This window comes from Nostoc sp. C117 (assembly GCF_043099735.1).
In the GTDB taxonomy this organism is placed as follows: Bacteria; Cyanobacteriota; Cyanobacteriia; order Cyanobacteriales; family Nostocaceae; genus Nostoc.
The window spans coordinates 4832494-4844771 of record NZ_CP170991.1 but is presented as its reverse complement, the minus strand read 5'-3'; the positions used below and the strand labels follow the sequence as shown (position 1 = coordinate 4844771).

Here is a 12278-nt window from a genome sequence, read left to right as displayed (position 1 = left end):
TAAATAAGAATATCTTCCGGAAACTACTATTACCAAACTTTATCACTCTATATTCAGTTTAATTTCCTTCCTCAAAAAGGGATCTAAGACCGCGTGGCGAAAATAACTATACAGTTAAAGAAAAATCTTAAAAAGCCTACTGTATAAGCTTTCTTGGCTTCTGTCTTCTACTTAACATATTTTTAAATTATCAAATTATGTGGAAATCAAAGTTAATCTTTATACTGTCGGTTGGGGCGATCGCTACTAGCGTGCAGCTAAGTTCAGGGAGTAACTATGCTGTTGCTCAAACACCATCTTCCGATGCGACTATCGAATCTGGACAAGAAAATGAGACTTCCGAAGTTGTCATTCCGGCGATCGCCGGAACTGGCATAGGAATCATCGCCGGATTATTCATTTCTGGTTTCTGGTATCATAAATATCGTCAGCGCAAACTCCACTCAAGTGCTAGAATAGACGCATTTCGGGAAGAATTCCTCTGTGGTTCTTTAGCTGATTATTACTTATCGAAGTTTAAAGGTAATACTTCACCTGCAAATTCTCGAAAAACTTTAACAACACCAACGAAAGAAGAAATCCCCGATCTTCCTACTTCTGAGAAAAGTTTAGTAGCCCCTTATTCTACTTCTGAAAGTGATAATCTAGCAGCAAAATCTCCCCTAGACCCAGTATCTGACTCTTTATTTAATAACTATCAAAAGTTAATTGAGGAAATTGTTACTACCGCGCTGAAAGGTCAAATTAATTCTAAAGAGTATATATATTGTCAGTTAGTAGAAAATGTTAGTAGCGGTAATGGTGAAATCTTTGAACGCTGTTTGAGCGACAGCTTAAATTCTACCAAATCGGAACTAAATAAGGTGATAAATTCTCCGAGTTTGTTCCAAAGAGAGACTCCGGAGTTAAAGAAGGCTCGTTTAAATCGTACCCTGAAAGCATTACAAAGTATTCAAGGAGAATGGGAACGAGTCCAAACACAAAAACGAAATCAAGCTGTAATTACCGCAGTTGTACAACAAATTATCACAGCCTCAGAAGCTTCCCGCTTATCAATTTTATTACAATTTATAGATCCCAACCAAAACCAAGGTTTCAGCCAAAATCAATTACAAAAACTGGCGCAAGAGTTAAAAGAAGCCGTATCTGATGATGAAGATTTGCAATTGCAAGAAGAAATACAACAACTAGCGATCGGCATTACTTGCGGCGTAGAATCCTATCAGCAATTAGAAGCTTCTCTTGTTAGTTGGATTTATGAGTCAACAACAACTCCATTAGGATTGAGAGAGTCCCAATCAAAGCAAGATCCTTGGGCTACATGGGCTATAAAAGTCAGTAGTCCCTTACCAAAACTTTTGTTTTCTGTATTGGCTGATGGCATATCTGCAACAGAAATCCTTGTCTGCCAGTCTGATATCAATATGAAAGACTGGGTAGAGTTGACAGTAATTGTCCAAAGAATGCAGCAAGGTTTAGTAACTTGGTTTGAAAGACAACCCTATGATTCCAAGTGGGGTATATCTGCGTCCATTGCCACTTTTCTCAGTTTTGCTGTAGTTTGGTGTGAGTTGTCCAATGGTTTTCGTGTGGCTACTAATATCGATCGCACCAAAAGCGAAGAACTAGCAAAAGCCTGTTTTCAAATCGTTTTACAAATTCTCAGAACTTTTGCCCATCGTGAATACTTTCCCCTTTACGGCGGAGTATTTGCGTTGTTTGGTAGAGATGCACTCCGAGATGCGATGGATTATTTGGATACACCCCTAAAAGAAGTGGAAGGTACCCAAGAAAAAGCGAGAATATTGACGCTGTTGGGCTATTCTCAGTTCATCTTAGGTAAATATCCAGAGGCTACGTCATTCCACGAACAAGCTTTAGAAATTGCTCGCCAAGCAGGCGATCGACCCTGTGAAATTGCCAATCTCAACCACAATAGCCGTGTTTGCGTTGCTCAAAAAGATTATTCTCAGGCGATTAACTACAGCCAAAGGGCGTTAATTTTGGCACGTCAAGCAGGGGAACGCTTGGGAGAAGCCCACGCCTTGGCAACTTTAGGCTATAGCGAAGTGTTGGCGGCGCAGCAAATGGAACGTATAGAACCAGATGTCTATGAACAAGCAATAGAATACTTGCGTCGAGGTTTGGAATTGTCAGAAAAATTACGTGATTCACCATTTGGTATTAGCTTGGCTGCACGCCAAACTCAAGCCCTTTGTTACATCAGTCTTGGTATTGCTCACGTCGCCTTAGAAAAACCCCAAGCTGCTGTAGAATATCTAGAAAAAGGTACTGAGGCGGTACAGTTTTCTGGTGATAAATATCTGCAAGGGCTGAACTTTTTGTATTTGGCAGAAAGTCACTACAACTTAAATAATTTAGAAACAACTGTATATAATAGCTGTCTGGGAATGTATTTATTAGAACAAATTAATGCAGTGGAATGGCGGCAAGCGGCTGGCTTACTCACAATTTTACAGAATAAATTAGGCGATGAAGTTGCACAGCAATTGATAGTAAATTACCGAACTAATATCATTAAATTTATTGGTGTAGACGGCTATGATTACTTGCTGCAATTGTTGGAAGAATATAAGCGATCGCATTAATACCATTTGGTATTCCTTTTCAAGGCATATTGTGCTGAAATGATAGACCACGATCGTCTGTTTAAAGAACTCCTATCTAACTTTTTTCCGGAATTTATTGAGCTATTTTTTCCGGATATTAGCGCCGAGTGGGAACGTGACTCGGTACAGTTTTTACCGTTGGAAGTGATTACCGATGTCACTGAAGGAGAAAAGAAAATCCTCGATATTGTTGTGCAAGCGTCATTGAAAGGCCAAGATACTTTATTTATCATTCATACCGAACACCAATCCTATTCTCAACCTGGCTTTAATCGACGAATGTTTACCTATTTTGCTCGGTTACATGAAAAATATGCACTTCCCATTTATCCGATTGTTATTTATTCCCACGATAGCCCCAAAATAGCTGAACCAAATTCTTATCGACTGGAGTTAGCAAATAAAATCATATTAGAATTTAATTATGATGTTATCCAGTTAAATCAATTACACTGGCAAGATTTTGTAAATCAGCGAAATCCTGTTGCTAGTGCTTTGATGGCAAAAATGCGGATGAGTGGAAATGAACGTCCCCAAGTCAAACTGACATCATTACAATTGTTAACAAGTCTTGGACTTAACGCGGCACAAGTGCAGTTAATTTCTGGCTTTATTGATACATATTTGGAATTGAATTCCCAAGAAGAAGTCGTGTTTCAAGAGCAACTTGTTACCATTGAACCAAAACAACAGGAAGAAGTTATGCAGATAGTTACCAGTTGGATGCGACAAGGACTTGAACAAGGGGAAAAGCAAGGAGAATTAAAATTGCTGATGCGCTTACTTAACCGTCGCTTGGGAGAAATTAGTCCACAGATAAAGGGCAGAATTGAAAATTTATCAACCCCTGAGCTAGAAAATCTCGGTGAAGCACTGCTGGATTTTTCTTCTGTTGCAGATTTAGAAGCTTGGTTTGAGAATATTAGCTAGTTCCTATAAGTAGGAAGAGAGGAGCAAGAAAAAGTTATGCAGATAGTTCCCAATGCTCCATACCCATCTATTGCAGTAATTCTTGAAACTGTTTTTGATTACGTACTTTACTAAAATCTGGGTCAGTTTTGGCTAAATTCTTGTACTTTGTAGGAACAAGCTCGATCGCTCTGTCTAGGTTTTCAATTGCTAATTCGACATTGCCCTCTAAAGCATAAGAACAAGCTTTATTGTAATATGCTTGGTGCAAATCTTGTTTGATGGCGATCGCTTTATTATAAGATGCGATCGCTTCTGGATAGCGTTGCAATTTTGTCAAAGCTATGCCTCGGTTAATTAAGGCCTCATATTTGTTCGGCTTAATGGCGATCGCTCTATCATACGATGCAAGCGCGTCTTTGTAGCGTTGCAGAGATGTTAAAGCTATACCACGGTTATACCAGGCTTCATCTTTGTTAGGGTTGATGGCGATCGCTTTATCATAGGATGACACAGCGTCTTTGTAGCGTTGCAGCGATGTTAAGGCTATGCCACGGTTAATCCAAGCTTCAGGCATATCAGCTTTAATGGCGATCGCTTTATCGTATGCTTTTATTGCATCTTCATAACTGTGTCTATCTAATAAATTATTACCTTGATGAAATAAATTTTCTGCTGTTTGGGTAGCCTTTGCTTCTATAAAAAACTGGGTTACATTACTTTCTTGTACAACTTGTGTGGTATTTTCTGTTGATGAGTTTGCCCCATTACTACAACCAAATGTCAAAAAAACTATCAAGCTAGATGCAACTAATCCACGCATAAAGACCATGCTTTACCCACAGAATCTATAATTCTGTTATTACAATTTGTTATTTTTTGAATATTATCAAAGTACACTATTTTTTAAGCATTCATTTCCTTATTTTTTGAGATAATAGCTTACAGAAAACTGAATAATTGTTTTTTAACGTCAAGCGTTAATCATCATAACATATAAAATATACCTAAAGCAATTCCTTTGTTTATAGCCTCTTTGAGTTCAAAAAACAGTAATAGATATTGCTATGTAGCTAGCGATCGCACTGATTTGCGTTTTAATTAATCAAAGTGCGATCGTATTAGTTTTCCATGCCATCTTAATTTTAAGAGGCTGTGGTCAAAAGTTTAACCCTGTCTAAGTTTCGTGTCAGTTAGGCATAGAGAGCGAACTAGGCAGAATGCCAAATATATAGCGAGTACGTCGCAATTTAAATAATCCCAAATACTGACCCGACAGTAGACTTAATCGAATCCCGTGCATCCTTCAAAGTTTGGGCAATGGGATGCTTTGCTTGCAAAAATACACGGGCACAATTGCGTCCCGGCATTCCGGAAATGGAACCACCTGGGTGAGTTCCTGCACCAGTTAGAAATAAGTTCTCAATAGGGGTTTTATAGTTTGCTATTTCTGGCAATGGACGGAAAAATACCATTTGATCTAGGGTCATATCGACATGGTAATAATTCCCTTTATATGCCCCTAATCTTTCTCCCAATTCTGCGGGACTTTCTACACGACGGGCAATAGTTGCATTTTTGACATTCGGTGCATAGTTCGCCAACTTATCAATCACCCTGTCTGCAACTTTGTTTTTTAATTCATCTGTCCAACCAGTGCCTTTCAAACCAGTGCCTTCTGCACCAGCAATTTGATAGGGTGCGAAAAACTCAATCCAGAGGGTATGTTTGCCTGGTGGTGCTAATGTGGGGTCTAAATAGCTAGGCATGACCACATACATTGATGGGTCAGCATCGGGAATCTCTCCCAAGGTACATTTACTATGAGCTTGTTCTACATGAGCGACGGAATCTGCAATTAAGATAGACCCAACAAGATATTCGTCTTTGTGTTCGTGGTTGGGAAAACGCAAGGGTTCATCTAAAGCCAAATCTATCTTCAGGATAGTTTCGTTGTTGTTAACGATGCGGCGTTCTAATCTTTCGTATAAGTCAGGATCGGCTCCATCAACTTCACTTTTATCAGTCATCTGTAAGAACAACCGCTTGGCATCAATATTAGAAATAACCCCGTGTTTAGCACGATATTCTTTACCACCAGCTACCCGCACACCTACAGCTTTTCCATCATCAATTAAAACTTTTTCAACATGCTGATCTGTGAGAATAACGCCGCCTTTACTTGTGACTAAATTCACCAAAGCTTGCACAAGTGCGCCAGTCCCACCGCGAGGTCTTGCCATGCCTGGATTATGACGCATTGCCATCATAATTGCACCAATAGCCAGAGTTTTTTGTGATGGTGGCGCGCCAAGTTCTGATGATAGCCTGGCTAGTGGCGCTTTGAGAAATTCTGAATCAAACCACTCGTTGAGTAAATCTTCAGCGCTGGTTAACATGTTGCGAATAAAATCCAGCGTTTTGTTTGGCGAACCAATGACAGAAAATAAATCTTTCATTTTTGTGATGTCATAGTTACCAACGATGTCTATAATTGACTTTGGCGGTGCATTAAACATGGGAATCATTGCACCTAGTGCGCGTTGCCAATAGTCGGTAAATTCTGCATATTTTTTCGCATCGCGATCGCTATAACGAGCAATTTCTGCACAAGTCTTTTCTACAGACTTATGTCCTAAGAAATATTTACCATCAGGATGGGGACAGAAAACAACTGGATCGCATTCTAGATAATGCAAGCCATATTTTTCTAGTTCTAATTCTTCAACAACTGGCCCCAAGTGAATAAATTCATGGTCGATCGCACATAAATTAAATTTAAATCCAGGAGCTTCTTCTGGTAAACATTCTTCAGTTGTTGCTGCACCACCTGGAACAGAACGTTTTTCTAGCAACAATACACTATAACCAGCTTTCAATAAATAAGCCGCACAAACTAGCCCATTATGTCCAGCACCAATCAGGACAATATCATACTCTTGCATAGTTGTTATTTTGAAATTAAGTAGCTTTATAAATCTTAAAAAAAATTTACTAAATTAAAATCAGCCGGCAGTAACAAAAAATTATATTTAACTAGGGCTAATCCTACTAAGGAGATACAGCATTTGCTGATGAAGGTATTTGTTTTACCTCAGCCTCTACCATAAGTATTAAATTCCCAGTTTTGACTTCGAGATTTTTGATACTAAATATCACTTCTTCCCATGTAAAAAAGGGTATATTCATCAATTCTTTGGCTTTCTGCATTAATGCTGTAATTAGTTCTATTGAAATTCCCTCTCCCTCAGTACAGTTAAAGCTCTCCAGCATCGCGGGTTGTGTATGAGTACGTGGATGAGCGATCGCAGTGTAAGCTAAAGGGCGAGTATTTTCCATTTCTTTTAACAGCAACTTTCCCCTAAATTCCATTTTACCAGCCTCAGGTAAAAATACCTGAATTTGTTCCGGCTCAAAACTCACAATTTCGCCATCTACATTCAGATCCAAGTTTTGCATCAGGCTGCGAATAAACTCTGAAGACAAAGCGCGGTTAATATCTGCTTCTGTGAGTATAATTTGAGCAATAGCATTTACTGCGCGATCGAGTTTTATTTGGCCAAAAAGAGCGCTTAAAGGATTAATAGCAATAGCATCTGTTTGCAGTTTTATTTCTTGTATCCGGATATCTTCTTGAATAACTAATCCTTGACCTGCAACCGAAACCCCATCCGCTTGTCCCTGAGCTATTTTAAGAAAATCAGTGTCTACATCTATTTCAATTTGTTCTACTTCATCTAACTTTTGAGAGATCCTTTTTTCCGCTTCGTGGGATAATAAATTTTCCTCAAATTTATGCTCGTTAGGCATGAATTACTAATCTCCAAAATATCCTCTTATTCATTACTCTAAAGGTTGGATACTAAGGAGCGAATCTACATTGCGATATATGCAAGTCGGAAGACTGAAAGCCTGTTAACTTTGGGAGCATCCTGTTTGAGAATATGTAGTGTTTTCTCGCACCCTTGTAAATTGAACTTTGTAAATCACACTACGTTCTTTTTTCATGTCATTCCATACGATAGCACTATTATTTTCTACACCACTTTTAGCAGCATGATAGGCTTTTAAATCGTCCTGGTTTTCTTGCGTTTGTATCTGCTTCAATAATGTGTGAATTTCGTCTAAGGTATGTCGTAAGCTTGATGTAACAATAAGTTGATTGCGTTGATTAACTGTTTTCTGTCCTGTTCTGATTTCATGTTTCTACCTCTTCTAAAGTTTCCAACAGGTTACTTATTTTCATCTGTAGGAATCCATTGTTTGATGGTACTTTCTAACGTTTCACTCAACCTCGTAGAACACATTCGGGACTCAATACTTTTCGGTTAAACCCAATAATCTCTCTTTTGGTCTGGGGAAAGGGAAATTCAAACCCTTTCCCTTTCCCCTTTCCCCCAAAACCCGAAAAGTATTGATTCGGGACTGACAAGAAATAAATTATCTAATCTTGTGGCGTGGGCGTCTCGCGCGCCCATAGCCAAGGGCAGACAAGATGTCCACCCCACAATAAGTAGTTGAGTATTTTTTTATTTGGAGTTCCCTTAGCCTTTCGCATCAACTTACCGACTGCTAATTTTTCCCATTCGGACGCTGAATAATCGTCTCCAAAACCCGCCGTTTAGCCTTTGGATCGATACCTACCAAGCGCACGTATTCACCGCTATATTCTGCGAGAGTTGCTTCCAAATTTGATATTGCATCAGACTCTGCATCGATGTGGCTATGAACACAACTTTGCCAAGAACCTGTGCGGAAACGGCGCTCATCTACGTGTTCAATACTAATTTTGTAGCCTTGAGATAATAATTGCCTAATTTGTGCTTGTGTATCCAAGCTCAAATGTGTATTCGATACTTCCTGTTTCTGGAATCCATTAGTTTTTGCTTCTTGAGTCGCATTATTGCTCGATGGCTGACTAATTGGTGTGACAACAGCAGCTGGTGCAGATTGAGAATTTCTACCTCGATTCAGTCGGTTATATTCATCTACCAAATGGGAACTTTCCACTCGTTTTTGTTCGCCTACCATCAAATTACCAGACTCGATTAAGTGAGACAGGTTGAAATTGGGCTTTTTGAATTCTGGTGGTCCTTCAAGGCTGTTAACCACACGCAACGAAACACCCTCAAAACCTATCTGATGAATGAAGTTGCGGATTTGTTCGTCATAAATGCGCGATCGCAATGCACTGAAAAAGTCAATGGATTGATGAACAAAAGTATCAACTAGCTGCTCAATATCCCTTTGTGGTAGTCCATCCGGTTCAAAAATCCCCTTGACAATTCCTACTTTATCGTTTCGGTCTGGTTCCCAATAAAATTTATCCATCCGTCCATCCCGAATTAACGGTGCATAGAGAGTGGAAAAATCATTGCCGGTAACAATAATCGGTACACGATGTAAAGGCGTAGAATCATAGCTTCCAGGTAACTGTACATCTGTAGGATTATCGGCAATATTCATCAGTGTGGCATTCACCAACTGCGTATTTACAGTATATTGAGTGCCTTCATCAAAGCGTCCTGCACCCGCATCTAAATCGTTAATCATCAGCACACACATTTTACCGCGTACTTTGATCAGTTCTGCTGTTTCGCGGTAGCGTAGGCGAATCAAGCGTGCTGGATCTCCTGCATCTGGGCTTTCTAATTCGCCGCCAGAGATGTGAGTTACCTCAATACCCATTTTCTCGAAGACTAACTCGCATTGAAAAGACTTACCTTCACCTTTGCGTCCATGAACACCCAAAATTATGGGTACTCGCACGCCAGGAAGCTTCAAGAAGTTTTTGGTGATATGGACAGCAAGTTTGTCCAGAAAGCGGGGAGCGATGTAGTAACCCATGAATCTGTTTTATTAAATAGTTAGTACTTCTAAAGTTAATGTTAGGTTTTTTTGGGGATAGCGATCGCTTTTCGCTTTATTCTTGATGGCGATCGCTTTCTGTATCCTTAATATAATTTGAAACCCAGACCTGTAGGTTTTGTTCTCTAAGTAGCGAATTCCATTGACCAAGACTATTCGTATTCTGTTCAACTCCAGACAGTCCTACGTATCAGTCTAAAATATTACTTTAAATTTCTACGTGTTTTAGTCCCTGGTGGGCGAAACTAAGCTGACTGATGACCGATAACTGTCAACGATTATCAAGAGTATTTATCTAATTTAGACACATATCAGCTTAAAACTCTATCCCTTTATGGGTAGAGTATTCACCAATTCTGAATTATGACTCCTGTTTTATTAGTTCATTTTTAATAGTTCAGGAACTGTGACAAATCGGTAGCCTTGCTGTTTAAGTCCACTGATAATTTGTGGCAAAGCTTCTACAGTTCTTTGATGATTTCCACCACCATCATGCATCAAAACAATAGCACCAGGTTTTGCACCTTTCAACACATTATTGACAAATGCTTGTGGTTTGGCGTGAGGATCGGTATCAGCCGAAGTCAAAGACCACATCACTACAGCGTTTTTCTGACTTTTAGCATAAGCAGCTAGTCCATTATTTAAAAATCCTCCTGGAGGACGAAATAAATAAGTTTTTACTCCCGTAGTTTTATAGATCAAGTTAGCCGTGCGTTCAATTTCATTTCTGGCTGTGGCTTCATCCATTTGTCGATACCAATGATGCCAAGTATGATTACCAACGGCATGTCCCTCAGCGACTTCTCGCTTAGCAAGGTCAGGGTATTGTTGTAATTCTTGTCCTACCCAAAAGAATGTTACCTTAATCTGATTTTCCTTGAGGATATCCAATACTTGTGAGGTTGTATTTTTCCAGGGACCATCATCGATAGTTAGAGCAATAACTTTCTCACTATTATTAGGTTGCACATGATAAACTGTTTTTCCCTGATATTTAATTGGTACACTAAAAGTCAGGTTTTCTACTTGATTTAATTGCTTGGAATTTGGATTAATTGGGTTTGTAGTCTGATTTATAGGAACTGGTAGAACTTGGGGTATATTAGCGGGCTTATCCGTCTTTGAGAAGAGGAAACCGCTGGGAAGGTTATCACAAGCTGTAATAAAATTAGCAATCAAACTACTAATAGCAACACAAACTATCTTTTGATATTTGGGATCTTTATTTTTCACGTTAGGTATCCAGACAGTTGCCCAATTATCAACTGTAATTTCATTTTTGTCCAGAAAAAATACTTTATATATACAGCAATTTTCAAATAAATGACGTACACAATGTTGGACTTGAAATCAGATATAAACAGTTTCTACATTTACCTTCTGTCTTAAAAACCTTAGCTTTGTATTTGATCCAAAAGAAAACTGCTGTAAGTACAAAGCAAATGATTTACAATTAGATAACGAAATTAATCAATTTTAAATCTCGCATAGCATTTTGTCGAAATTATTACAAATATATGACAAAAGTATGTCTATATTTATCGTGAACCTGAATTTCTATATTTGTGGCTTTTTAATGAAATATTGACATTGCAAACAAATCTAAACTATTATTTTTTTGGTAAGGTTAGAGGTATTTTTACATAAAATATTCCCCAAAGCTATCTAACGAAGTAAATTTATAGTGGAAATAAATCAATGAGATTGCCCTGGTTTTTACTAACTATTATTAGTCCTTTTCTACTAACATCGACTAGCTTTGCATCAACATTAAAATCTGAAAAATTTGATTCTACTAAGATTCCTAGAGAGTCCACAAGAGATTGGAAGGATTTATTAGCTAACTTTCAGAGTGAAGGAACTATACAAAAATATTCGATTCCTAAACTCAATCAACCGGAAATTTTCCATAATACCAACGATACTTCTTTATTTGGGGGAATTATTCCATTAGGGAAAGAGATATCAGAGTTAAAGTCTCAAGTTAGAGCATTAATGGCTCATTACAGTTTTCTTAAACCTGGGATGTTTTTCTTAGATATAGAAACAGGTAACTATTTGAATATTGATGGTGAAAAGGTATTTCCCGCAGCTAGTACCATTAAATATCCGATTTTAATTGCTTTATACGAACAAATAGATGCGGGGAAAGTCAAACTTGATGAAAAGCTAGTGATGCGGCGTGACTTAGTAGCAAGTGGTTCGGGTGACTTGCAGTATAAACCATCAGGAATCAAGCTGAGCGTCATAGAAACTGTTCACAAAATGATTACGATCAGTGATAATACTGCAACTAACATGATTATCGACCGTTTAGGCGGGAAAGCAAAACTCAATCAGCGTTTCCGCGTTTGGGGACTAAAAAACACAGTAATTCGTAATATGTTAGGAGACTTTAAAGGCACTAATACTACAAGTCCAGCAGATTTAGTACGGTTATCAGCCTTAGTTGACCAACATAAGTTGATTTCAGAGGGGAGCCATGTTCAAGTTTTAGATATCTTGCGTCATTGTCATAATAATAAGTTGCTAGCCGCTGGTGTGGGTAAAGGTGGAACTATTGCTCATAAAACTGGAGATATTGGATTTTTGGTTGGGGATGCAGGGATTATTGAAATGCCTAATGGTAAGCATTACTTAGCAGGTATTTTTGTCATCAGACCCCATGACGATGAGCGAGGAAGGGAATTTGTACGTCAAGTTTCTCGCCTAGTCTATCAATATCTAGATCAACCAAAAGTATCCCAGCTATAGGCAAAGCTAAATTCATATTCTCAATCAGCAACGCCTTCTAATTGCCTGGTATATTTCCAAAGGTAAGATGCTCCCTCAATCAACTGCCTATAATCAAACCAATTCAATCTTTAA

Annotated in this window: 9 protein-coding genes; 3 read left to right on the top strand and 6 right to left on the bottom strand. The window is 38.5% G+C overall.

Annotated features, from left to right (window positions below; genetic code table 11):
* Positions 1-197: 197 nt before the first annotated feature.
* Together ACFG4S_RS20890 and ACFG4S_RS20885 are read left to right on the top strand one after the other, a co-directional pair.
* Complete coding sequence (locus ACFG4S_RS20890; RefSeq protein ID WP_392530931.1) at positions 198-2609, top strand: tetratricopeptide repeat protein; 2412 nt, start codon at positions 198-200, stop codon at positions 2607-2609.
* A gap of 39 nt (positions 2610-2648) precedes the next feature.
* On the top strand, positions 2649-3560 hold the full coding sequence (locus tag ACFG4S_RS20885; protein ID WP_392530930.1) for an Rpn family recombination-promoting nuclease/putative transposase: 912 nt from the start codon (positions 2649-2651) through the stop codon (positions 3558-3560).
* Between the two features lie 67 nt (positions 3561-3627).
* Here ACFG4S_RS20885 and ACFG4S_RS20880 read toward each other — a convergent pair whose 3' ends face one another.
* The 6 genes from ACFG4S_RS20880 to ACFG4S_RS20855 all read right to left on the bottom strand — a co-directional run bounded on the left by ACFG4S_RS20880 (position 3628) and on the right by ACFG4S_RS20855 (position 10511).
* Entirely contained in the window at positions 3628-4371 is a 744-nt protein-coding gene (locus ACFG4S_RS20880) for a tetratricopeptide repeat protein (protein WP_392530929.1), read from the bottom strand.
* A 418-nt stretch (positions 4372-4789) separates the two neighbouring features.
* A complete protein-coding gene (gene crtO, locus ACFG4S_RS20875; protein WP_392530928.1) occupies positions 4790-6484 on the bottom strand; it encodes a beta-carotene ketolase CrtO in 1695 nt (564 codons plus the stop codon).
* Between the two features lie 106 nt (positions 6485-6590).
* A complete protein-coding gene (locus tag ACFG4S_RS20870) occupies positions 6591-7349 on the bottom strand; it encodes a DUF2993 domain-containing protein (protein ID WP_392530927.1) in 759 nt (252 codons plus the stop codon).
* Between the two features lie 762 nt (positions 7350-8111).
* Entirely contained in the window at positions 8112-9386 is a 1275-nt protein-coding gene (locus tag ACFG4S_RS20865) for a ribulose bisphosphate carboxylase small subunit (protein ID WP_392530926.1), read from the bottom strand.
* A gap of 12 nt (positions 9387-9398) precedes the next feature.
* The gene (locus ACFG4S_RS20860) at positions 9399-9578 is read right to left on the bottom strand and encodes a hypothetical protein (RefSeq protein WP_392530925.1); all 180 of its coding nucleotides are present in this window, start codon (positions 9576-9578) and stop codon (positions 9399-9401) included.
* 207 nt (positions 9579-9785) lie between these two features.
* Positions 9786-10511 carry a polysaccharide deacetylase family protein gene (locus ACFG4S_RS20855; RefSeq protein WP_392536041.1) on the bottom strand — a complete coding sequence of 242 codons (726 nt, stop codon included), beginning with the start codon at positions 10509-10511 and terminating at the stop codon, positions 9786-9788.
* Positions 10512-11108: 597 nt separating this feature from the next.
* Between ACFG4S_RS20855 and ACFG4S_RS20850 the strand changes: the two genes are divergently transcribed.
* Complete coding sequence (locus tag ACFG4S_RS20850) at positions 11109-12164, top strand: serine hydrolase (protein ID WP_392530924.1); 1056 nt, start codon at positions 11109-11111, stop codon at positions 12162-12164.
* Positions 12165-12278: the final 114 nt, after the last annotated feature.

What these genes read in the sequence shown, in the direction of transcription:
- ACFG4S_RS20890 (WP_392530931.1), top strand. Translation starts at nt 198, where the DNA reads ATGTGGAAATCAAAGTTAATCTTTATACTGTCGGTTGGGGCGATCGCT.
- ACFG4S_RS20885 (WP_392530930.1), top strand. Translation starts at nt 2,649, where the DNA reads ATGATAGACCACGATCGTCTGTTTAAAGAACTCCTATCTAACTTTTTT.
- ACFG4S_RS20880 (WP_392530929.1), bottom strand. Translation starts at nt 4,371, where the DNA reads ATGGTCTTTATGCGTGGATTAGTTGCATCTAGCTTGATAGTTTTTTTG.
- crtO (WP_392530928.1), bottom strand. Translation starts at nt 6,484, where the DNA reads ATGCAAGAGTATGATATTGTCCTGATTGGTGCTGGACATAATGGGCTA.
- ACFG4S_RS20870 (WP_392530927.1), bottom strand. Translation starts at nt 7,349, where the DNA reads ATGCCTAACGAGCATAAATTTGAGGAAAATTTATTATCCCACGAAGCG.
- ACFG4S_RS20865 (WP_392530926.1), bottom strand. Translation starts at nt 9,386, where the DNA reads ATGGGTTACTACATCGCTCCCCGCTTTCTGGACAAACTTGCTGTCCAT.
- ACFG4S_RS20850 (WP_392530924.1), top strand. Translation starts at nt 11,109, where the DNA reads ATGAGATTGCCCTGGTTTTTACTAACTATTATTAGTCCTTTTCTACTA.